The organism is Streptomyces sp. CG 926 (assembly GCF_003148825.1).
In the GTDB taxonomy this organism is placed as follows: Bacteria; Actinomycetota; Actinomycetes; order Streptomycetales; family Streptomycetaceae; genus Streptomyces.
This window is the reverse complement of record NZ_QGGZ01000009.1, coordinates 208,562-230,419: the sequence shown is the minus strand read 5'-3', so window position 1 is coordinate 230,419 and position 21,858 is coordinate 208,562. Positions and strand designations below refer to the sequence as shown.

Sequence of the window (21,858 nt, the reverse complement as noted above, 5' to 3'; positions counted from 1 at the left end):
ACCCTTCGTCCCCCGCCGGGGACTTGCCGGTCAGCGCACCGTCAAGGTCAGGATCCTGTCGTCGCCCGCTTCCGGGGAGCCGCGTCCGTCCGTCTCGCTCGTGACCAGCAGCATGCGGTCCCCGCCGAGGGGTACCACCGTCCGCAGCCGGCCGTACCGGCCCTCCAGGAAGGCCTCGGGCTCAGCCGCCTGCTCCGTCCCGGCCAGCGGGATACGCCACAGCCGCTTGCCCTTCAGCCCGGCCATCCATATGGAACCCTCCGCCCAGGCGATCCCGCTCGGCGAGGCCTCGTCGGTCTTCCACACGGCCACCGGATCCCGCAAGCCAGGCTTTCCGGCCTTCCCCTCGGCCTCGGGCCAGCCGTAGTTGGCGCCGGGCTCGATCAGATTCAGCTCGTCCCAGGTGTTCTGGCCGAACTCGGCCGCCCACAGCCGTTTGTCCTTGTCCCAGGCGAGGCCCTGCACATTGCGGTGCCCGTAGGAGTAGACGACGGAATCCGCCTCCGGATTGCCGTGCACCGGATCCCCGTCCGGGGTCATCCGCAGGATCTTGCCGCCCAGCGACTTCTTGTCCTGCGCGAGCCCGGTGTCACCGGTCTCGCCCGTCCCCGCGTAGAGCATCTTGTCCGGGCCGAAGGCGATCCGGCCGCCGTTGTGGATCAGGCCCTTGGGGATCCCCCGGAACACCGTGTCCGGGGCGCCCAGTTGCTGCCCGGCAGGTCGCTGCTCGTCGTACCGCAGCCGGGCGATGCGGTTGTCGGACTCGGTCGTGAAGTACACGTACACCAGACGGTCCGACGCGAAGGTGGGCGACAGCGCGAGGCCCATGAGCCCGCCCTCCCCGCCCGGAGCCACCCCCGGCACCTCACCGATCGGGGTCACCACCCCCGAGCCCGCCGCGACCCTGCTGATCGTCCCCTTGTCCCGCGAGGCCACCAGCAGGTCCCCGCCAGGCAGCGGGGCCACGCCCCACGGCGACTCCAGCCCCTTGGCCACCTCGCCCGTCACCGTGACGGCCCCCTTCGCCGGCGGTCCGGTGGCCTCCGGCGAGGCGGACGGTCTCCCCGAGGGCCCCGGTGACCCGGCGCCTGCCGAGGCCTTGCCCTGCGCGGGGCCGTCCGGCCCCGCGCCCGGCGCGCCCTCCGGCGAACACCCCGCCGCCAGCAGAGCGCCGCAGCCGGCCAGCGCGAGCGCCGCCAGCACACCCCGGCGCCGCCGGCCCGCGCCCTCGGATCCCGCTCGCCCAGGAGAACTTCCGTATCGCATCGCCCTGCTCCCTTCCGGTCCTCCGATCGTGCCCTTCATCCGTCTCAACAGCTCCGGCAGTTGCCGAAGTTCCACCACTCGTACACTCGATCGAGTGGTTGTCGCGCCGACCCGCCGCCGCCCCCTCGCCGACCCGCCGCCGCCCCCTCGCCGACCCGCCGCCGACCCCGCGCCGACCCCGGATCAGTCCCAGGCTCCCACCTCGACCGGAAGGGACGCGATCTCGGCCAGGTCACCGGCCGAGAGCCGGACGTCCGCCGCACGCGCGTTCTCCGCCGCCCACGGCGCCCGGTCGGCCCCCGGCACCGGTACCACCTGCGGCCCCTGCGCCAGCACCCACGCCAGCGCCACCTGCCCGACCGTGACCTCGGGGCCGTGCCGCCGGGCCACCTGCCGCAGCCCCGCCAGCAGCACCTGGTTCGAGGCCATCGCCTCCGCCGTGAACCGCGGATGCCGGGCCCGCACGTCCTGCGGCTCGAACCCCTCACCCGGCGTGAGGGTCCCCGTGAGGAAGCCGCTGCCCAGCGGCATCGCCGCCAGGAACCCGACCCCGCGGGCCGCGCACCACGGCAGCAGTTGCCACGCCGCCTGCGGTGACCACACCGAGAGCTCCGCCTGCACCGCGGTCACCGGGAACACCTGCTGCAGCCGCTCCAGGTGCCGCAGGGTCGTGCGGTACTCCCGGTCCCCGCGCCGCCCGGCTCCCGGCCCGGCCCCGGCGCCCAGCGCGCAGAAGCCGAGCGCCCGCACCTTGCCGGCGCCCACCAGCTCGGCCATCGCCCCCCAGGTCTCCTCCACCGGCACGTCGGGATCGACCCGGTGCAGCTGGTAGAGATCTATGACGTCGGTCCGCAGCCGCCGCAGGGAGGCGTCGCAGGCCCTCCGCAGATAGCCGGGCCGCCCGTCGGCGACCACGTGCTGGTCACCCGCCCGCAGTCCCACCTTGGCCGAGACGAACGCCTCGGACCGCCGCTCCCGCAACACCCGACCGAGCAGCAGCTCATTGGTGAACGGCCCGTACACGTCGGCCGTGTCCAGCAGATTCGACCCCAGGTCCAGCGCCGTGTGCACCGCGGCCAGCGACTCCTGTCCCCGCCGCCGCGACGGCGCGTACGCCCAGCTCATCGGCATACAGCCGAGGCCGATGGCGCCCACCGTCAGTGCCCCGGCCCCGATCGACCTGCGCTCCACCCCTGCGTCCCCCTCCGGTTCCGGCCATCAAACTAACGGCTTGATCCGGATGCCTTGGCATAGCCTCGTGATCATGACTGCAATGACCCCGGATGTCTGGCTCCCGTTCCCCGCCGAGGAGATCGAGGGCCTCCCCGACTCCTTCCGGTACCGCCTCTGGGACGGCGAGGACGCCTACCCGGCCGATCCGGCCGACTGCGTCTTCTACGTGACGCCCTACATGAAGGCCCCCGAGGTCGCCGTGCGCCCGCTGGCGGCGATGCCCGCGGTCCAGGTCGTCCAGACCCTGACCGCCGGCATCGACGACGTACGGGGCCGCCTCGGAGACCTGCGTCCCGGCGTACGGCTGTGCAACGCCGCCGGGGTCCACACGGCCAGTACCGCCGAACTCGCCCTCGCGCTGGTCCTCGCCTCGTTGCGCGGGATCCCCGGCATGGTCCGTGGTCAGGACCGCGAGGAATGGCGCTCCGGCTTCTACGACGCCCTCGCGGACAAGTCGGTTCTGATCATCGGCTACGGATCGATCGGCTCCGCCATCGAGGACCGGCTCGTGGCCTTCGAATGCGGGCCGGTCGCGCGGGTGGCGCGGACGGCACGGGCCGGCGCGCGCGGGCCCGTGCACGCCCTCGCCGACCTTCCCGCGCTCCTGCCCCGCGCCGACGTGGTGATCCTCGTGACGCCGCTGACCGATGCCACCCGGGGCCTGGTGGGCGCCGACTTCCTCGGACGGATGAAGGACGGCGCCCTGCTGGTGAACGTGGCGCGCGGCCCCGTCGTCGACACCAAGTCCCTGCTGGCGGAGGTGGAGTCGGGCCGGCTGCGCGCGGCACTCGACGTCACCGACCCGGAACCGCTGCCCGCGGGCCACCCGCTCTGGCATGCTCCGAATGTCCTGATCACACCTCATGTCGGCGGCAGCAGCTCGGCGTTCGAGCCGAGGGCCAAGCGCCTGCTGGCCCGCCAGCTCACCCGGTTCGCCGCCGGGGAGCCGGTGGAGCACACGGTGTTGATCACCGAGTGACGCGTGATGCGCACGCTCCGCAGTCACTCGAATGCGCTGCGTGGGCACAACTCCCCGATCGGTAACGGAGAGTAGAGAGACTATGTCCCTGAGTGACGAAAGTGGTGTATCGTCCGGAAGAAGGGGCTGCGCCGGGAACGTCTGGCGCTGGGGAGTGATCGGACACTTTGGGGGGCGACGGGCGATGCACGGCCAATGGACGAAGGATCCGACGCGGTACAACCGCCGAAGGCGACGCGGCCGAGACTGGGCTGCACCGGAACCAGGCAGCGAGGGGGACCGGTGAGTACCCCGGGGGCGGCTCTCCTGAACCGGCCGTCCGTCTCGGGCGGAGGCAAGGGCCTGGCGATGCAGCTGCTCCTCGCGGTGGTCAGCGGCGGGTACGCCGTCGGCGCCGCACTCAACTGGGGCTCGGAGGAAGTCGCCGAGATCATGGGCGACTTCGGGCTCAGCGCGGCCGGCTTACTCGCCGCGGTCTCCTGCTACTCCTACGCCAGGGCGATCGACAGCCGCGAACGCCCCGCCTGGCTGCTCTTCGCCTTCTCCTCCCTCATGGGAGCCGGCGGGAACGCGGTCTGGGGCTGGTACGAGGTGATCCTGGGCGAGGAAGTGCCGAAACCCTCGCTCGCCGACTTCGCCTTCCTCTGCTTCGCCCCGCCCGCCATCGTGGGCCTGCTCGTCCTCGCCAAACGCCCGGTCACCCGCGCCGGCTGGGTGTGCCTCGGGCTCGACTCCTGGCTCATCGGCGGCTCGCTGCTCACCCTCTCCTGGAGCCTGGCCCTGGCCCACGCGGCCCGGACCGCCCAGTCGGGCGCCCCCGGCAGCGTCCCGCGCGCCGCGCTCTCCCTCGCCTATCCGCTCCTGGACATCGCGCTCGTCTCGATGGTCCTGGTCCTGCACTTCCGGCGCAGCGAGACCAACCGCTCCGCCGTCAACACCGCCATCGCGGCGCTGGCCCTGACCGTGCTCAGCGACGCCCTGTTCACCTCGCCCCTGCTGAGCGCCGAGTACCAGTCCGGACAGCTGCTCGACGCGGGCTGGTTCGCGGGCTCGCTGCTCCTCGCGTACGCGCCCTGGGGCGCCCGGCGCCTCCATCCGGGCCCGGAGCCGCTCGGACGCCCGCGGATGGACCGGACGCAAAGCCGCCCGATCACCGGCTCGCTCCCCGCCCTCACCCCGTACCTCGCGGCCGCCGTGTGCACCCTGGGGATCCTGTACAACGTCGTGGACGGCCGGAAGGTGGACCGGATGGTCGTCTTCACCGGCTGCACGGTCGTGCTCGCCCTGGTCATCCGGCAGGGCATCATGCTCCTCGACAACATCGCGCTGACCCAGGAACTGGCCCAGAAGGAGAACCACTTCCGCTCCCTGGTCCAGGGCTCCAGCGACGTCATCATGATCGCCGCACCCACCGGGACCCTGCGCTACGTCAGCCCCGCCGCCGCCGGGGTCTACGGCCGCGAGGCCGAGGAGCTGGTCGGCACCGAGCTCGCCACCCTGATCCACCCCGACGACCTCGGCCGGGTGGTCCACGAGGTGCGCCGCTTCCTCGCCGCACCGCCGACCGAGGAACCCACCACCCGAATCGAATGCCGCTTCAAATCGGGCGGCGGCGAATGGCTCAACGTGGAGTCCACCGTCAACCGGCACCAGGGCGGGCTCATCCTCAACAGCCGGGACGTCACCGAACGGGTCAGGCTCCAGGCCCAGCTCCAGCACAGCGCCGAACACGATCCGCTGACCGACCTGCCCAACCGGGCCCTGTTCACCCGGCGCGTGCGCCAGGCCCTGACCGGCCGGCGCGCGGGCGACCACAGCACCGCCGTGCTCTTCATCGACCTCGACGGCTTCAAGGCGGTCAACGACACCATCGGCCACCAGGCCGGTGACGAACTGCTCGTCGAAGCCGCGCGCAGGCTCCAGGACTCGGTCCGGGCCGGGGACACGGCGGCCCGCCTCGGCGGCGACGAGTTCGCCGCGCTGATCCTGGGCGACGGCAGCCGCGACCCCGGCGCCCGTGAGTACCAGGTGCGGGAGATCGCCGACCGGCTGCGCACCACCCTTTCCCAGCCGTACCGGATCGGCGGCAGCGAGGTCCGCGTCGCCGCGAGCATCGGGGCGGCCTTCGCCGACCCCGGCATCACCCCTTCGGACCTGATGCGCAACGCGGATCTCGCGATGTACAGGGCCAAGGCGGGCGGCAAGGACCGCGTCGAGATGTACGCCCCCCAGATGCAGGCCGAGGTCGTCCGCAAGGCCGAGCTGGCGGGCCGGCTGCGGACCGCGCTGCACGAGGGCGAGTTCGCCCTGCTGCACCAGCCCGTGGTCTCGCTGACCACCGGCGAGGTGTCGGCCGTGGCCGCACAGGCCCGCTGGCGCTCCGCCCAGGGGATCCTCTTCACCCCGGCGGAGTTCCTCCGGGTGGCCGAGTACAGCGAGGGCGGCGCCGGCGGGGCGGGCGCCCCCGGCGCCGCCGGCCAGGACGCCTCACGCACCGCCGAGCTGGGGCGCTGGCTGCTGGAGGAGGCCGTGGAGCAGGCCGCCGACCGGCACCGGGCCGGGCACGACGTCCCCGTGGCCGTGCGGATGACCGCCCAGCGGCTCCTGGACCGGTCCATGCCGCTCGGCTCCGTGGAGGCGCTGCTGACCCGGCACGGGCTGCCCTCCGGGGCTCTGGTGCTGGAGCTCGCCGTATCCGACCCCAGAGTGCCCTTCGACGACCTGGAGCGCCGTCTGACAGCCCTGCACCGGCTCGGGGTGGGTATCTCCCTGGACGGCTTCGGCAGCGGCTACGCGGCCATCAGCGCCCTGCGTCGGCTCCCCGTGGACATGCTCAAGCTGGACCGGGGCCTGGTGGAGGGCGTGGTCGAGTCCGCCCGGCTGCACAAGATCACCGCAGGACTCTTGCGGATCGCAAACGACCTGGGCATGCGGTCGGTGGCGGACGGCGTGGACCTGCCCGAGCAGGTCCTGGCGCTGCGCGCGATGGGGTGCACGCACGGCCAGGGAATGGCCTTTTCCGGACCGCTCGACGAGTACAGGCTGCGGCGTGCGCTGGTGCGCGGTACGTTCCCAGTACCGGGCGGAGCGGCCCAACCAGCACTGGCCGGCGGTCCCCCCGGCGGCTCCATGGCCATCCGTAGAGGCTCACATAATGAGACGCCCGTCCCACCTACTTGACATCACCCTCCCGCCGGAGGGAGGGTCAATGCCATGCGCACCCGAATTCTCGTACTTGGAAAGCGCGTCGGCTGAAGCTGGGACCTGCATGTCCCCGCTCAACACCCCCGACGCGCTCCCCTCGCTTGCCTCCTGGCACGAGGGGTTTTTTGTTGCACTGGCACAGAGTCGAATCCGCGTAAAACCCTCAGCTTCGAGAAGAGAATGCCGATGACCGAGCAGGCCACCGGGGCCCACCATCCGCAGCCGCGGCCCCGTTCCGGCGGACAGCAGTCCGCCGCAGTTGAGCACGTCACGGGTGCGCAGTCCCTCATCCGCTCTCTCGAAGAGGTGGGGTGCGACACCGTCTTCGGTATTCCCGGCGGCGCCATCCTTCCCGCGTACGACCCGATGATGGACTCCAAGAAGGTCCGTCACATCCTGGTCCGCCACGAGCAGGGGGCCGGCCACGCCGCCACCGGCTACGCCCAGGCCACCGGCAAGGTCGGCGTCTGTATGGCCACGTCCGGTCCGGGCGCCACCAACCTCGTCACCCCCATCGCCGACGCGCACATGGACTCCGTCCCGCTCGTCGCGATCACCGGGCAGGTCTCCTCCAAGGCGATCGGCACCGACGCCTTCCAGGAGGCGGACATCGTCGGCATCACGATGCCGATCACCAAGCACAACTTCCTGGTCACCAAGGCCGAGGACATCCCGCGGACGATCGCCGAGGCGTTCCACATCGCGGCCACCGGCCGTCCCGGCCCGGTCCTGGTCGACATCGCCAAGGACGCCCTGCAGGCGAAGACCACCTTCTCGTGGCCGCCCACCCAGGATCTCCCCGGTTACCGGCCGGTCACCAAGCCGCACGCCAAGCAGATCCGCGAGGCCGCCAAGCTCATCTGCCAGGCCAAGCGCCCGGTCCTGTACGTCGGCGGCGGTGTCATGAAGTCCGGCGCGACCGCCGAACTGAAGGTCCTCGCCGAGCTGACCGGCGTCCCGGTCTGCACCACCCTGATGGCGCTGGGCTCCTTCCCCGACAGCCACCCGCTGCACGTCGGCATGCCGGGCATGCACGGCTCCGTCACCGGCGTCACCGCGCTGCAGAAGTCGGACCTGCTGATCGCGCTCGGCACGCGCTTCGACGACCGTGTCACCGGCAAGCTGGACAGCTTCGCCCCCTTCGCCAAGATCATCCACGCGGACATCGACCCGGCCGAGATCGGCAAGAACCGCGCGGTCGACGTCCCGATCGTCGGAGACGCCCGCGAGGTCATCGCCGACCTGATCCAGGCCGTCCAGGCCGAGCACACCGAGGGCAACGCCGGCGACTACACCGCCTGGTGGAACGACCTCAGCCGCTGGCGCGACACCTACCCGCTGGGCTACGACCTGCCCGCCGACGGCAGCCTCTCCCCGCAGCAGGTCATCGAGCGGATCGGCGCCCTCGCCCCGAAGAGCACGATCTTCGCGGCCGGCGTCGGCCAGCATCAGATGTGGGCCTCCCACTTCGTCAAGTACGAGGAGCCCCGCACCTGGCTGAACTCCGGCGGCGCCGGAACCATGGGCTACGCGGTCCCGGCCGCGATGGGCGCCAAGGTCGGCATGCCCGAGCGCACGGTCTGGGCGATCGACGGCGACGGATGCTTCCAGATGACCAATCAGGAACTGGTCACCTGCGCCCTGAACAACATCCCGATCAAGGTCGCGATCATCAACAACGGTGCGCTGGGCATGGTCCGCCAGTGGCAGACGCTGTTCTACAACCAGCGGTACTCCAACACCGTTCTGCACGCCGACGAGACCGGGCACGACACGGTCGGCTCCCAGCTCGGCGAGTCCATCTCGCCCCGCAAGGGCACGCGCGTCCCGGACTTCGTCAAGCTGTCGGAGGCCATGGGCTGCGTGGCGCTGCGCTGCGAGGACCCGGCCGACCTGGACAGGGTCATCGCCGAGGCCAACGCGATCAACGACCGTACCGTCGTGATCGACTTCATCGTCCACGAGGACGCCATGGTGTGGCCGATGGTCGCCGCCGGCACCTCCAACGACGAGGTCATGGCAGCCCGGGGCGTCCGTCCCGACTTCGGCGACAACGAAGACGACTGAGCCGAGAGAGCCGAGAGAGAGAACGCCCCACATGTCCAAGCACACGCTCTCCGTCCTGGTCGAGAACACGCCCGGCATCCTCGCCCGGATCGCCGCCCTGTTCTCCCGCCGCGGGTTCAACATCGATTCCCTCGCGGTCGGTGTCACCGAACACCCCGACATCTCCCGCATCACCATCGTGGTCAACGTCGAGGACCTCCCGCTGGAGCAGGTGACCAAGCAGCTGAACAAGCTGGTCAACGTGCTCAAGATCGTCGAGCTGGAGTCCCACAACGCCATCGAACGCGAGCTCGTCCTGGTGAAGGTCCGTGCCGACAACGAGACCCGGTCGCAGATCGTCGAGATCGTCCAGCTGTTCCGCGCCAAGACGGTCGACGTCTCCCCGGAGGCCGTCACCATCGAGGCCACCGGCGGCTCCGACAAGCTCGGCGCGATGCTCAAGATGCTGGAGCCCTTCGGCATCAAGGAACTCGTCCAGTCCGGCACGATCGCCATAGGGCGTGGCGGCCGGTCCATCACGGACCGCAGCCTGCGCGCGCTCGACCGCAGCGCCTGACCCGGCCGGCCGGGGGCGGCCGCGGTCCAGCGGCAGCCCCGGCCCCGGCAGACACGCTCAGCTCGCATAGCGAGACCGAGAAACTCAGATTCCGTTCCCCGCCGTACGGTGGGAGCAACACCAGCGCACCAAGGAGATATCCCAGTGGCCGAGCTGTTCTACGAGAACGACGCCGACCTGTCCATCATCCAGGGCCGCAAGGTCGCGGTCATCGGTTACGGCAGCCAGGGCCACGCCCACGCGCTGTCGCTCCGTGACTCCGGCGTCGACGTCGTCGTCGGTCTGAAGGAGGGCTCGAAGTCCAAGGCCAAGGCCGAGGAGCAGGGTCTGAAGGTCGTCCCCGTGGCCGAGGCCGCCGCATGGGCGAACGTCATCATGATCCTCACCCCGGACCCGCTGCAGGCCGAGATCTACGAGGAGTCCATCAAGGAGCACCTCGAGGAGGGCGACGCGCTCTTCTTCGGCCACGGCTTCAACGTCCGCTACGGCTTCATCAAGCCCCCGGCCAACGTGGACGTCGCCCTCGTCGCCCCGAAGGGCCCGGGTCACCTGGTCCGCCGTCAGTACGAGGAGGGCCGCGGCGTTCCCTGCATCGCCGCCGTCGAGCAGGACTTCACCGGCTCCGCCTTCGCCCTCGCGCTCTCGTACGCGGCCGGCATCGGCGGCACCCGCGCCGGCGTCATCAAGACCACCTTCACCGAGGAGACCGAGACCGACCTGTTCGGTGAGCAGGCCGTCCTCTGCGGTGGCGCCTCCGCGCTGGTCAAGGCCGGTTTCGAGACCCTGACCGAGGCCGGCTACCAGCCGGAGATCGCGTACTTCGAGTGCCTGCACGAGCTGAAGCTCATCGTCGACCTCATGTACGAGGGCGGCCTGGAGAAGATGCGCTGGTCGGTCTCCGAGACCGCCGAGTGGGGCGACTACATCACCGGCCCGCGCGTCATCACCGACGCCACCAAGGCCGAGATGAAGAAGGTCCTCGCGGAGATCCAGAGCGGCGAGTTCGCCAACACCTGGATGGCCGAGTACAAGGCCGGTCTGCCGAAGTACAACGAGTACAAGAAGGCCGACGAGGAGCACCTGCTGGAGACCACCGGCAAGAAGCTGCGCAAGCTGATGAGCTGGGTCGACAACGACGAGAGCTGATCTCGTGACGGAGGGGCCGGGACACGCGAGGTCCCGGCCCCGCCGTGCATCACCGGACGGGTGTCGCACGCCGGGAATCCGGCCCTCACGGGCGCGGGTTGTCCACGCCGGCCAACCACGGACGGGTGATCCTTCCGTACAGGCGGAAATCCGGCCCGCCGGCGCCACTACACTGCTCAACACATACGCGTCAGGCCCACAGTGTCGTGCGTCTTCCACGCGGCTACCCCCTCCACCGCCTGCGGCCGTCGGGACGGCCGTCCGCACTGGACTTGTGAGGACCCACGTGAGCTCGAAACCTGTCGTACTCATCGCCGAAGAGCTGTCGCCCGCCACCGTCGAGGCGCTGGGCCCGGACTTCGAGATCCGGCACTGCAACGGCGCGGACCGCGCCGAGCTGCTGCCCGCGATCGTCGACGTCGACGCGATCCTCGTCCGCTCCGCCACCAAGGTCGACGCCGAGGCCATCGCCGTGGCCAAGAAGCTGCGGGTCGTCGCGCGTGCCGGCGTCGGTCTGGACAACGTGGACGTCTCGTCCGCCACCAAGGCCGGCGTGATGGTCGTCAACGCGCCGACCTCGAACATCGTGACCGCGGCCGAGCTGGCCTGCGGCCTGCTCGTCGCCACCGCCCGCAACATTCCGCAGGCCAACACCGCCCTGAAGAACGGCGAGTGGAAGCGGAACAAGTACACGGGTGTCGAGCTCAGCGAGAAGACCCTCGGCGTCGTCGGCCTCGGCCGCATCGGCGTCCTGGTCGCCCAGCGCATGTCGGCCTTCGGCATGAAGATCGTCGCGTACGACCCCTACGTACAGCCCGCGCGCGCCGCCCAGATGGGCGTCAAGATGCTGACGCTGGACGAGCTCCTGGAGGTCGCCGACTTCATCACCGTGCACCTGCCCAAGACCCCCGAGACCCTCGGTCTCATCGGGGACGAGGCCCTGCACAAGGTGAAGCCGTCGGTCCGCATCGTCAACGCCGCCCGTGGTGGGATCGTCGACGAGGCCGCGCTCTACACGGCCATCAAGGAGGGCCGCGTCGCCGGCGCCGGCCTCGACGTGTACGCGAAGGAGCCCTGCACGGACTCCCCGCTCTTCGAGCTCGACCAGGTCGTCTGCACCCCGCACCTGGGCGCGTCCACGGACGAGGCCCAGGAGAAGGCCGGTGTCTCGGTCGCCAAGTCGGTACGTCTCGCGCTCGCCGGTGAGCTCGTACCGGACGCCGTCAACGTCCAGGGTGGCGTCATCGCCGAGGACGTCCGTCCGGGCCTGCCGCTCGCCGAGAAGCTCGGCCGCATCTTCACCGCTCTCGCGGGCGAGGTCGCGGTCCGCCTCGACGTCGAGGTCTGCGGCGAGATCACCCAGCACGACGTCAAGGTGCTGGAACTCTCCGCCCTCAAGGGTGTCTTCGAGGACGTCGTCGACGAGACGGTCTCCTACGTCAACGCCCCGCTGTTCGCGCAGGAGCGCGGCGTCGAGGTGCGGCTGACCACCAGCTCGGAGTCCCCGGACCACCGCAACGTGGTGACCGTACGCGGCACCTTGTCGGACGGTCAGGAGGTCTCGGTCTCCGGCACGCTCGCGGGCCCGAAGCACCTTCAGAAGATCGTCGGCGTCGGGGAGTACGACGTGGACCTGTCGCTGGCCGACCACATGGTCGTGCTGCGCTACACCGACCGCCCCGGCGTGGTCGGCACCGTCGGCCGCGTCCTCGGCGAGGGCGGTCTGAACATCGCGGGCATGCAGGTCGCCCGCGCCGAGGCGCACGGTGAGGCGCTCGCCGTCCTCACCGTCGACGCCGCGGTTCCGGCGAACGTCCTCGCGGACATCGCCACCGAGATCGGCGCCGTCTCGGCGCGCACCGTCAGCCTCGCCTGAGCCCGCAAGGGTGATCACGTGAAGGAAGGGCCCGGGGGAGACCCCGGGCCCTTCCGCGTTCCGTCGGCCGTGCGCAGCGGCGGGCGGTTCAGTGGTACGACGCCTCGTGGAGGCGGTCCTCGGTCCGGGCCCCGGGCTCCGCCGCGGGCGGGGCGGGCGCTTCGATCCCCCGCATCAGAGCCGCGGCGAGCACGGCCGCCCCGAGCAGCAGCGCCGCACCGCCCCAGGCCGCGTACTGCATCCCGTGGACGAAGGCCTCCCGGGCCAGGGCGAGAACCTGCTCCCCGGCCGGCCCGCCGATGTGGTGGGCGGTGGCGACGGCGCCGCCCAGGGTCTCCCGTACCGCGGGCTCGGCGTCGGCCAGGTCGGCGCGGTAGATCGCGGTGCCCAGGCTGCCGAGGACCGCCATGCCCAGGGCGCCGCCGAACTCCGTCCCGGTCTCCAGCAGGGAGGCGGCGGATCCGGCCTTCTCGGCGGGGGCGGAGGCCAGCGCCATGTCGGACACCAGGGACAGCACGGTGACGATGCCCGAGGCCAGCACCCCGGCACCGGTGAGGATCAGCCACAGGGAGTCGGTGTCCACCAGGCCGACCAGGACGAATCCGGCGGCGGCCAGGACGAACCCACCGGCGATCACGTAGGCCCGGTCCAGCTTCTGGGCGAGGGCGGCGGAGACCGGGGCCGCGGCGCCGATGACGACCGAGGGGGCCAGGCTCCACAGGGCGGCTTCCAGGGTGCCCATGCCGAGCACCGACTGGAGGTACTGGGTGGTGAAGTAGGCGGAGCCCATCATGGCGAAGGCGGCGACGGTGTTGAGGCCGATGCCCGCCCCGAAGCCGCGGCCGGCGAACAACGCCCGGCTCACCATGGCGTCCTCACGGGAGCGCTGACGGCGGACGAAGGCGTACCCGAAGGCCAGTCCGGCGGCGAGGCAGCCGGCGTAAAGGGGTTCGAAGCCCTCGGCGGCGATCTCCTTGAGTCCGTAGACGACCGGCAGCACCGCGGCCATGGACAGCGGGACGCTCAGCAGGTCGAAGCGGCCGGGGGTCGGGTCCTTGAACTCCGGCACCAAGGCCGGGACCAGGAGCAGCAGGAGCAGCATCGCGGGCACGTTGATGAGGAAGACGGAGCCCCAGTAGAAGTGGTTCAGCAGCACCCCGCTGAGCACCGAGCCGAGGGCGATACCGCCGGTCATCGCCCCGGACCAGATGGCGATGGCCTGCCCGCGCTGCTTGTCGTCCTGGAAGAGGTTCCGTACGAGGGCCAGCGTGGAGGGCATCAGGGTGGCGCCGCCGACACCGAGCAGCACGCGGGCCGCGATGAGCATCTCGGCGCTGGTGGCGCAGGCGGCGCCGATCGAGGCGAGGCCGAAGGCGGTCGCGCCGATCAGCAGCAGCTTGCGGCGGCCGATCCGGTCACCGAGCGAGCCCATCGTGATCAGCAGGCCGGACAGGGCGAAGGCGTAGCTGTCGAAGATCCAGAGCTGCTGGGTGGAGCTCGGGTCGAGCTGCTCGGTGATGGCCGGGATGGCGAAGTAGAGGACGGAGACGTCCATCGAGACCAGGAGCAGCGGCAGCAGGAGGACGGTGAAGGCGGTCCATTCGCGGCGGCCGGCACGGGGCGCTGTGACAGCGGGGTTTGTCATGAGCAGGAATATACAGACGTCTTAAACGTCTGTCTATGACGTCTGTCTAGAACTGTTGTCTTGGACGCTTGTCTTGCTACCGTGTGGTCATGGGACACCGCGAAGATCTGCTTGAAGGCGCCAAGAAGTGCCTGGTCGAGAAGGGGTTCGTGCGTACGACCGCACGCGACATCGTCAGCGCCTCCGGGACGAACCTGGCCTCCATCGGCTACCACTACGGCTCGAAGGACGCCCTCCTCGCCCAGGCGTTCATCGGTCTGATGGAGGAGTGGGGCGCGGTTTTCCAGGACGGACTGGCCGGCGAGGGCGGGTCGTCGGAGCGCTTCCGCGCGCTGTGGGAAGGCGTGCTGGCACAGCACGAGAAGTCGGGCCCGGTCTGGGCCGCCAGCCTGGAGGTGGCGCTCGGCCGGGACCAGCGGCCGGAGTTGAGGTCCATGCTCGCGGCCTCGCAGGCCGAGGGGCGCCGGGGGCTGATCTCGATGCTCACCGGAACCCCGGAGGACCAGCTCGACGAGCGGGACGTACGTACCCTGGGCGGCTTCTACCAGGCGCTGCTCAACGGCCTGATGATCCAGTGGCTCTTCGACCCGGAGTCGGCCGCGACCGCCGAGGAGTTCACCGAGGGCATGCGGCGCGCGGCGGAGGCGATGACCCGCTCCGGGGGATGACCGAAGCCGGAACCGGAGGGGCCGCTACGTCAGGCGCGCGGCCTTGAGGGCCATGTGGAGCAGCAGGCGGTCCTCGCCCTCGTCCAGGTCGAGCCCGGTCAGCTCCTCCACCTTGGCCAAGCGGTAGTAGAGGGTCTGGCGGTGGATGCCCAAGGCGGCCGCCGCTCGGCCCGCTTGGCCCGCGCAGTCCAGGTAGACCTCGGCGGTACGGGCGAGTTCGCGGTGGGCCGGGGTCAACAGGGTGCGCGCCGCCGGGTCGTCCACCGGATCGGCGGCGAGCGCCGCCAGCATCCGGTACGGGCCGATCGCCGACCACTGGGCGACCGGGCCGAACCGGGGCTGGGCCGCCGCGGCCCGGGCGGCTGCGACGGCCCGCTCCCAGGCGGTGGGCAGGTCCGCGAGACCCCGTACGGGATCGGCGACGCCGGCGGTCGCACCACGGGCCGTGACCGTGGCGGCCGTGGTGGTGGCGGTGGCCCCGGCGCTCCCGCCCTTTCCGCCCGTCCCCTTTCCGCCCGCGCCCTCTCCACCCGGGACCTTTCCGCCTCCGGCCTTTCCGGCCGTGTCCTTGCCGCCCGTTCCGGTCACCTCCGCCGCGCGCGGCAGCAGTCGGGCCACCGCCGCCAGGGCCGGAGTCAGCGCGTCCGTCGAGCGCAGCCGGAGCAGTACCGCCAGAGCCGGTTCACCCGCGGCGTGCGACCCGGACCCCGCTCCCGTACCGGTACCCGCCCCGGCGCCCGGCTCGCCCCCGCCCCGCCGCGGTACGACGCACACCGCCGCCGCGCCCGGTACCGACGCCGGAGCCTCCCCGGGCCAGGGCGTCACGCAGACCGCCGCGTGCAGTCCGTCCCCGCCCGGGCCGAGGGCCACCCGCAGCGCGGCCACCGCCATGTCCTGCTGCCAGCCCCGGCCGGCCGTGAGCACCGCCAGGAACTCCCGCGACAGGTCGGCCCCCGCCTTCGCCTCCTCGGCGAGCAGCACACCGATGCGCTGGGCCACCTCCATGGCCGCGTCCAGCGCCGCGGGCCCCGGCCCGGGCTTGCCGGGCTCCTGGTCGAGCAGCCATACGTAGCCCTGCACGATGCCCCGGTACCGCACCGGCAGGCAGATCCGCCCCCGGAACACCCCCGCGTCGGGCGCCGCCGGGATCCGGACGGGTCCGGTGGCGCGGGCGATGCCGAAGGCCTCGAACCAGGACCGGACGTCCGCCGTGGACTGTCGGGTCAGGATCGAGCGGGTCCGGACCGGGTCCATGGCGAGATCGTCGTCGCTGTCGTGGGCGCCGAAGGCGATCAGGCGGAAGTCCCGGTTCTCCAGGGTCGCCGGGGCGCCGAGCAGCGCGGAGATCTCGTCCACCAGGTCCTGGTAATCGCCCTTCACGCGGATATTCTCCCACCCCGGAGCGGACCCTTCAGACAGATGTATGAGATCCGGGACACGGATGCGTGACAGCTGTCGATGGCAGAGGATCAAAGCGATCCTTAGGTTTCACGGTGGTTTCACTTGCGCTTTTCTTCTGCCACCCGCTGGAGGTGCCCCGTGCTGGGTCCCGTGATCCTCGCCGCTTCGCGCAGCGACAAGATGCGTCGTATCGTCTCCGCCGCCCCGGTGACCAAGCCCGTGGTGAATCGGTTCATCCCCGGCGAGACCGTCGATCAGGTCATCCCGATCGTCGAGGAGCTCACGCGGGCCGGCCTCGAGGTCACCCTCGACGTCGTCGGCGAGGACATCACCGAGGTGGCGCAGTCCCACGCCGCCCGCGACGCCTACCTCGAGCTCATCGAGCGCCTCGCGGAGCTCGGCCTCGGCGAGAAGGCCGAGATGTCCGTCAAGCTGTCCATGTTCGGCCAGGCCCTGGAGGGCGGCCACGAGCTGGCGCTCGCCAACGTCCGCCCGGTCGTCGAGGCCGCCGCCGCCATCGGTACCACCGTGACGCTGGACGCCGAGGACCACACCACCCTCGACTCGATGTTCGCGATCCACGAGGAGCTGCGCCGGGACTTCCCGCAGACCGGCTGCGTGATCCAGGCGTACCTCTTCCGCACGGAGGCCGACGCCCGCCGCCTGGCCGCCGCCGGCAGCCGCGTCCGTATCGTCAAGGGCGCCTACAAGGAGCCCGCCGAGGTCGCGTACCTGGACAAGGCGGAGATCGACAAGGCGTACGTCCGGATCCTGAAGATCCTCATGGACGGCGAGGGCTACCCGATGATCGGGTCCCACGACCCCCGCCTCATCGCCATCGGCCAGGAGCTCGCCCGCAAGGCCGGGCGCAAGCTGGACGAGTACGAGTTCCAGATGCTGTACGGCATCCGCAGCGAGGAGCACCTGCGGCTGGCCGCCGAGGGCCACCGGATGCGTGTCTACACCGCCTACGGCACGGACTGGTACGGCTACTTCATGCGTCGCCTCGCGGAGAAGCCGGCCAACCTGCTCTTCTTCGTCCGCTCGATGATCACCAAGAACTAGGCACCCCACTAGCTCAAGGAGTTACCAGCCCCATGGATGCTGTGACCCAGGTCCCCGCGCCGGTCAACGAGCCGGTCCACTCGTACGCCCCCGGCACCCCGGAGCGCACGCGGCTCGAAGCGCAGCTCAAGCAGCTGTCCGAGAACCCGATCGACCTTCCGATGACGATCGACGGCGTCAAGCGGATGGGCGGCGGTGAGCGTTTCGACGTGGTCCAGCCGCACGACCACAAGTCGGTGCTCGGCACCTACGCCAACGCCACCGAGGCCGACGCGCAGGAGGCCATCGACGCCGCCCTCGCCGCCGCCCCGGCCTGGCGCTCGATGTCCTTCGACGACCGCGCCGCGATCATCCTGCGCGCCGCCGAGCTGCTGTCCGGCCCGTGGCGCGAGAAGCTGGCCGCCTCGACCATGCTGGGCCAGTCGAAGACCGCGCAGCAGGCCGAGATCGACACCCCGTGCGAGCTCGTCGACTTCTGGCGCTTCAACGTCCACTTCGCCCGCCAGATCCTGGCCGAGCAGCCGGTCGCGAACTCCGCCGGCGTGTGGAACCGCAGTGACCACCGCCCGCTCGAAGGCTTCGTCTACGCGATCACGCCGTTCAACTTCACGGCCATCGCCGGCAACCTGCCGACCGCCCCCGCCCTCATGGGCAACGTGGTCCTGTGGAAGCCCTCCCCGACGCAGACCCACTCCGCGATCCTCCTCATGGAGCTCCTGGAGGAGGCCGGCCTGCCCAAGGGCGTCATCAACCTGGTGACCGGCGACGGCATCGCCGTGTCCGAGGTGGCCCTGAACCACCCCGAGCTGGCCGGCATCCACTTCACCGGCTCGACCAAGACCTTCCAGTACCTGTGGAAGACGGTCGGCAACAACATCGAGAAGTACAAGTCCTACCCGCGCCTGGTCGGCGAGACCGGCGGCAAGGACTTCGTCGTCGCGCACCCGTCCGCAGACCGTGCCGTCCTGAAGACCGCCCTGACCCGCGGTTCCTTCGAGTTCCAGGGCCAGAAGTGCTCTGCGTCCTCGCGCGCCTACGTCCCGGCCTCGATCTGGAACGACGGCTTCAAGGAGGCCTTCGCGGCCGAGGTCGACGGCATCACCATGGGCCCGGTCACCGACCTCACCAACTTCATCGGCGCCGTCATCGACGAGCGCTCCTTCGCGAAGAACAAGGCCGCGATCGACCGCGCCAAGGCCGACCCGACCTGCGAGATCATCGCCGGTGGCACGTACGACGACTCGGAGGGCTACTTCGTCCGCCCGACCGTCATCGCCTGCACCGACCCGGAGAACGAGGTCTTCACGACCGAGTACTTCGGCCCGATCCTGGCGATCCACGTCTACGAGGACGCCGACTTCGACGTGATGCTGGCCCAGATGGAGTCCGTCTCGGCGTACGCCCTGACCGGCTCGATCATCGCGGGTGACCGCTACGCGGCCGCGGACGCGATGGAGAAGCTCCGCTTCGCGGCGGGCAACTTCTACATCAACGACAAGTCCACCGGCGCCGTCGTCGGCCAGCAGCCCTTCGGCGGTGGCCGTGCCTCGGGTACGAACGACAAGGCGGGCGCCGCGTCGAACCTGATGCGCTGGACCTCCACCCGCTCGATCAAGGAGACGCTGGTCGCGCCGACCGACTACGCGTACCCCCACATGGGCTGACCTCCGCCCCCTGCTGAACCCCGCCCCCGCTCCGGTACCCCCAAGTCCGGAGCGGGGGCGGTATCCATTTCCCCCCTCGGCAACTCCTGCTAGCCTGGCCGCAGTTGTCGTGTACGGCGACCAGCTCCGCCACTCGGGCCCGGACACCCGAGGGAGCCAAGGGCTCTGACGAGTTCCCGTACGGGGTGGCAGCAGACCGCTGGAGATACGCAACCTCTACGCGCCCGTACCGGGACCGGCGCCCGGGGAGACGTATGTCCAGGCGCACCGACAACCACCACCGTGCCGCATCCATCTGCCGTGAGGCCACCGGCCTGCCGCACCGCACCTGTCTCGGCTGGGCCGAAGCCGGCCTCATCACCCGCAGCCGACCGGTCCCGGAGCCCGAGGACGAGGCGCAGCGCGCCCTCGAATCGCTCCTGGTGGCCGAGCTGGCCGACGGGCTCCGGGAACACGAGCGCCGTGACGGGGCCCTGCTCGGCTTCACATCCGCCCGGCCGGCCCGCGTGGGCCTGACGCTGGCCCTGCACCCGGCGCTGGCGGACCGGGTCCTCGCCACGGTGCTGCCACGCATCGACGAGCGCCACGGCGGACTGCGCGGTGTGCCGGGGCTGCGCATCGTCGCGACGGGCGGCAGTTGGGCGCTGAACCAGCTGCAGGGGCGGGCCACGGTGGCACTGGTGCACCCCGACCCGGACTGGCGCCCACTGCTGCCGGAGCACGGTGACGGACTGATGCAGGTGTGGCGGCGCGACGGACACCGCCTGCACCCCGCCGAAGCGGCGGAGCTCACAGGCCGCGCCGGCTCAGGGGGCGACCCCGGGTCGGTCAGGGCACAGGACTGGTTGAACAGCAGGCTGCTCAGGCGCCCGGGGCTGCTGGGCGCTGCCGGAGCCGTGCACGGATCGGCGAACGTCTACACCCACGGCGGCGGGGACGTGGTCGTCGAATGGTGCTGCGGCGTGGAACGGGACGAACTCGAACGACGGCTGCGCCGCAGCGGCCTGGCGAAGCGGCCGGACCGGATCGCCGAGCGGCTGCGGGACCAGCCCTGGTTCCCCGGTGAGATCGCCATGGGCGGCGCCTTCGTCACCCTGCGGCGCGGGCCCTGCTACGCGCCGCACCCCACGGCGCGGAGGGCCCACTGATGCTGACCGCGGTGATGGTGACGGCGGCCGTGCTCGGCGTCGCGAAAGTGGTCCGGGACTGGCTGATCCTGCGGCAGGTGCGGGCCGCCATGGACGCCGGCACCCCGCAGGACCGGGTGCGGATCGGGATGCGGCTCGCCGAGGCCCTCGGGGGCGGACCGGCCGCCGAGGCTCCGGGGCAGGTCCCGGAGCCGCCCGGCGGCGAGACGCTCACACCTCGACCATGACCTGGTCCAGGGACTTGCGCAGGAGGTCCGGGACCTCGCAGTCGTCCGCCGGGTAGCCCACCGGGACGACCGCGAAGGCCTTCTCGTTCTCCGGGCGGTCCAGGACGTGGCTGAGGAAACGCATGGGGCTGGGGGTGTGGATCAGCGCCGCCAGGCCCGACAGGTGGAGGGCGGACAGGAGCATGCCCACCGCGATGCCGACCGACTCGTCGACGTAGTAGTGCTTGCGTTTCGTGCCGTCCGGGCCGAGCCAGTAGCGCTGCTGGAAGACCACGATCAGCGCCGGGGCGTCCGTGAGGTGGGTCTTCACCGCGTCCGTGCCGATGGGGCGCAGGGCGGCGAGCCATTCGTCGCCCAGCCGGCCGTCGTAGGACAGTTGCTCCTCCTGCTCGGCGGCGGCCCGGATCTGCTGCCGTACGGCCGGGTCCTTGACCAGGACGAAGGTCCACGGCTGTTGGTGCGCCCCGGAAGGGGCGGTCGCGGCGCAGGCGATGGCGTCCCGGACCACCTGTTCGGGCACCGGGTCGGGGGAGAAGTGGCGTACGGTCCGCCGCTCCTCCATCCGGGCCCGCAACCCGGCGGCGTGCGCGAGGGATTCCTGGTGCGGCATCCGTTCGGGACGGTAGGCGACCGGGCGGTAGGGATCGCCGTGGGTGGGCGTCCACCGCCCGGTCCCAGGAGCGGTCCCGGAGGCGGTCTCGGGTGTGGTCTCAGGCGACATGGAGCAGATCCTCACGCCGCCGTGCGACCCGCCGCCAGGGCGGTACACGAATCTCTCGCCCGGTATGGGAGGACCCGGGCGTTTTCGGAGGCGGTGATCACCGGTCGATTCCTCGGGCGCGGCGGCCTCCTCCACCGGTGTGACCTCGGCCCCGGCGGATCCGCTCGGGGGCCCGCCCGGGGCCGCCGGGCACGGGTGGACCACCCCGCCCCCACCGGCCGTACGTCCCTTCGGCGGGCTGGGCGGCGAGGCCGCGGCCGCGGTGGACCACCGGGCCCGCATCCGCCCGCCGGCCCGGTGTCCGCCCGCCCGGGTACGGCCACGGGGGACACGGGCGGCCCGGTCCCGCGGCTCTCCGGGTTTCGAACCCCTCGGCTGTTTCCGGCCTTTCCCGGCCCCACCGGGGCCGCCGACGCGCGTTGGTACGGTCGCCCCATGGAGAACCTCGTACGGCACACGGCGGAGCTGACCGGTACGGAGCTCCGCGAGATCCGGACCCTGCTCGACGGGGCCTTCGACGGTGACTTCGCCGACGAGGACTTCGAGCACGCCCTCGGCGGGATGCACGTGCTGGTCCGGGACGCGGGCGGCGACCTCGTCGCGCACGGCAGCGTCGTCATGCGGCGCGTCGTGCACCGGGGGAGGGCCCTGCGCACCGGGTACGTCGAGGCCGTGGCCGTACGGGCCGACGCGCGGCGTCGCGGCCTCGGCGGGCAGGTCATGGCCCGGCTGGAGCAGGTCATCGGCCGGGCGTACGTGCTCGGGGCGCTGTCGGCGTCGCGGGACGGGGCGGGGCTGTACCTGGGCCGCGGCTGGCAGGTGTGGGGCGGGCGGATCGGCGCCCTCTCGCCGGCGGGGCCCGTCCCGCTCCCGCAGGAGGAGGGGTCGACGTACGTGTGGGCACCGCCCGGCGGGATCCGGCTGGACCCGGCCGGGCGGCTCGACTTCGACTGGCGGGACGGGGACGTGCTCTAGGCGCGTCTTTCGGATCA

Annotated in this window: 17 protein-coding genes; 12 read left to right on the top strand and 5 right to left on the bottom strand. The window is 71.4% G+C overall.

Going from position 1 to position 21,858, the window contains the following annotated elements:
* Window positions 1-30: 30 nt before the first annotated feature.
* Together BCL76_RS24445 and BCL76_RS24440 are read right to left on the bottom strand one after the other, a co-directional pair.
* A complete protein-coding gene (locus tag BCL76_RS24445) occupies window positions 31-1,266 on the bottom strand; it encodes a PQQ-dependent sugar dehydrogenase (RefSeq protein ID WP_109781548.1) in 1,236 nt (411 codons plus the stop codon).
* 183 nt (window positions 1,267-1,449) lie between these two features.
* Window positions 1,450-2,457, bottom strand: coding sequence for an aldo/keto reductase (locus BCL76_RS24440; protein WP_109781547.1), 1,008 nt, complete (start codon window positions 2,455-2,457; stop codon window positions 1,450-1,452).
* A gap of 73 nt (window positions 2,458-2,530) precedes the next feature.
* Between BCL76_RS24440 and BCL76_RS24435 the strand changes: the two genes are divergently transcribed.
* The 6 genes from BCL76_RS24435 to serA all read left to right on the top strand — a co-directional run bounded on the left by BCL76_RS24435 (window position 2,531) and on the right by serA (window position 12,327).
* On the top strand, window positions 2,531-3,478 hold the full coding sequence (locus BCL76_RS24435) for a 2-hydroxyacid dehydrogenase (RefSeq protein ID WP_109781663.1): 948 nt from the start codon (window positions 2,531-2,533) through the stop codon (window positions 3,476-3,478).
* A 282-nt stretch (window positions 3,479-3,760) separates the two neighbouring features.
* Complete coding sequence (locus BCL76_RS24430; RefSeq protein ID WP_375137959.1) at window positions 3,761-6,658, top strand: putative bifunctional diguanylate cyclase/phosphodiesterase; 2,898 nt, start codon at window positions 3,761-3,763, stop codon at window positions 6,656-6,658.
* Window positions 6,659-6,862: 204 nt separating this feature from the next.
* Window positions 6,863-8,749: an acetolactate synthase large subunit gene (locus tag BCL76_RS24425; RefSeq protein ID WP_109781546.1), complete on the top strand. Its 1,887-nt coding sequence runs from the start codon at window positions 6,863-6,865 to the stop codon at window positions 8,747-8,749.
* Window positions 8,750-8,780: 31 nt separating this feature from the next.
* On the top strand, window positions 8,781-9,305 hold the full coding sequence (gene ilvN / locus BCL76_RS24420; protein WP_030010002.1) for an acetolactate synthase small subunit: 525 nt from the start codon (window positions 8,781-8,783) through the stop codon (window positions 9,303-9,305).
* 144 nt (window positions 9,306-9,449) lie between these two features.
* Window positions 9,450-10,451 carry a ketol-acid reductoisomerase gene (gene ilvC / locus BCL76_RS24415; RefSeq protein WP_030763764.1) on the top strand — a complete coding sequence of 334 codons (1,002 nt, stop codon included), beginning with the start codon at window positions 9,450-9,452 and terminating at the stop codon, window positions 10,449-10,451.
* A 286-nt stretch (window positions 10,452-10,737) separates the two neighbouring features.
* Window positions 10,738-12,327: a phosphoglycerate dehydrogenase gene (gene serA, locus BCL76_RS24410; RefSeq protein ID WP_030763761.1), complete on the top strand. Its 1,590-nt coding sequence runs from the start codon at window positions 10,738-10,740 to the stop codon at window positions 12,325-12,327.
* Window positions 12,328-12,415: 88 nt separating this feature from the next.
* Here serA and BCL76_RS24405 read toward each other — a convergent pair whose 3' ends face one another.
* Window positions 12,416-13,972, bottom strand: coding sequence for an MFS transporter (locus BCL76_RS24405; protein WP_109781545.1), 1,557 nt, complete (start codon window positions 13,970-13,972; stop codon window positions 12,416-12,418).
* Between the two features lie 89 nt (window positions 13,973-14,061).
* Here BCL76_RS24405 and BCL76_RS24400 point away from each other — a divergent pair, with 89 nt between their 5' ends.
* Window positions 14,062-14,640: a TetR/AcrR family transcriptional regulator gene (locus tag BCL76_RS24400; RefSeq protein WP_109781544.1), complete on the top strand. Its 579-nt coding sequence runs from the start codon at window positions 14,062-14,064 to the stop codon at window positions 14,638-14,640.
* A 24-nt stretch (window positions 14,641-14,664) separates the two neighbouring features.
* On the opposite strand, the gene BCL76_RS24395 is transcribed toward BCL76_RS24400, so the two are convergent.
* Complete coding sequence (locus BCL76_RS24395) at window positions 14,665-16,020, bottom strand: PucR family transcriptional regulator (protein WP_258309870.1); 1,356 nt, start codon at window positions 16,018-16,020, stop codon at window positions 14,665-14,667.
* 159 nt (window positions 16,021-16,179) lie between these two features.
* Here BCL76_RS24395 and BCL76_RS24390 point away from each other — a divergent pair, with 159 nt between their 5' ends.
* The 4 genes from BCL76_RS24390 to BCL76_RS24375 all read left to right on the top strand — a co-directional run bounded on the left by BCL76_RS24390 (window position 16,180) and on the right by BCL76_RS24375 (window position 20,145).
* On the top strand, window positions 16,180-17,106 hold the full coding sequence (locus BCL76_RS24390; RefSeq protein WP_109781543.1) for a proline dehydrogenase family protein: 927 nt from the start codon (window positions 16,180-16,182) through the stop codon (window positions 17,104-17,106).
* Between the two features lie 32 nt (window positions 17,107-17,138).
* Window positions 17,139-18,770, top strand: coding sequence for an L-glutamate gamma-semialdehyde dehydrogenase (pruA, locus tag BCL76_RS24385; RefSeq protein WP_109781542.1), 1,632 nt, complete (start codon window positions 17,139-17,141; stop codon window positions 18,768-18,770).
* 254 nt (window positions 18,771-19,024) lie between these two features.
* The gene (locus tag BCL76_RS24380) at window positions 19,025-19,918 is read left to right on the top strand and encodes a hypothetical protein (protein WP_109781541.1); all 894 of its coding nucleotides are present in this window, start codon (window positions 19,025-19,027) and stop codon (window positions 19,916-19,918) included.
* On the top strand, window positions 19,918-20,145 hold the full coding sequence (locus BCL76_RS24375; RefSeq protein WP_109781540.1) for a hypothetical protein: 228 nt from the start codon (window positions 19,918-19,920) through the stop codon (window positions 20,143-20,145). The genes BCL76_RS24380 and BCL76_RS24375 overlap by 1 nt, the downstream gene beginning before the upstream one ends.
* Here the strand turns inward: BCL76_RS24375 and BCL76_RS24370 are convergent.
* Window positions 20,129-20,866: a nitroreductase family protein gene (locus tag BCL76_RS24370; protein ID WP_109781539.1), complete on the bottom strand. Its 738-nt coding sequence runs from the start codon at window positions 20,864-20,866 to the stop codon at window positions 20,129-20,131. The two genes, BCL76_RS24375 and BCL76_RS24370, sit on opposite strands and share 17 nt — an antisense overlap.
* Before the next feature lie 435 nt (window positions 20,867-21,301).
* Here BCL76_RS24370 and BCL76_RS24365 point away from each other — a divergent pair, with 435 nt between their 5' ends.
* Window positions 21,302-21,841: a GNAT family N-acetyltransferase gene (locus BCL76_RS24365; RefSeq protein WP_109781538.1), complete on the top strand. Its 540-nt coding sequence runs from the start codon at window positions 21,302-21,304 to the stop codon at window positions 21,839-21,841.
* Window positions 21,842-21,858 lie beyond the last annotated feature (17 nt).

Bases quoted from the DNA above. Each gene is read 5' to 3' on its own strand.
- BCL76_RS24445 (WP_109781548.1), bottom strand. From the start codon at position 1,266: ATGCGATACGGAAGTTCTCCTGGGCGAGCGGGATCCGAGGGCGCGGGC.
- BCL76_RS24405 (WP_109781545.1), bottom strand. From the start codon at position 13,972: ATGACAAACCCCGCTGTCACAGCGCCCCGTGCCGGCCGCCGCGAATGG.
- BCL76_RS24400 (WP_109781544.1), top strand. From the start codon at position 14,062: ATGGGACACCGCGAAGATCTGCTTGAAGGCGCCAAGAAGTGCCTGGTC.
- BCL76_RS24365 (WP_109781538.1), top strand. From the start codon at position 21,302: ATGGAGAACCTCGTACGGCACACGGCGGAGCTGACCGGTACGGAGCTC.
- BCL76_RS24380 (WP_109781541.1), top strand. From the start codon at position 19,025: ATGTCCAGGCGCACCGACAACCACCACCGTGCCGCATCCATCTGCCGT.
- BCL76_RS24375 (WP_109781540.1), top strand. From the start codon at position 19,918: ATGCTGACCGCGGTGATGGTGACGGCGGCCGTGCTCGGCGTCGCGAAA.
- BCL76_RS24425 (WP_109781546.1), top strand. From the start codon at position 6,863: ATGCCGATGACCGAGCAGGCCACCGGGGCCCACCATCCGCAGCCGCGG.
- BCL76_RS24370 (WP_109781539.1), bottom strand. From the start codon at position 20,866: ATGTCGCCTGAGACCACACCCGAGACCGCCTCCGGGACCGCTCCTGGG.
- BCL76_RS24435 (WP_109781663.1), top strand. From the start codon at position 2,531: ATGACTGCAATGACCCCGGATGTCTGGCTCCCGTTCCCCGCCGAGGAG.
- pruA (WP_109781542.1), top strand. From the start codon at position 17,139: ATGGATGCTGTGACCCAGGTCCCCGCGCCGGTCAACGAGCCGGTCCAC.
- ilvN (WP_030010002.1), top strand. From the start codon at position 8,781: ATGTCCAAGCACACGCTCTCCGTCCTGGTCGAGAACACGCCCGGCATC.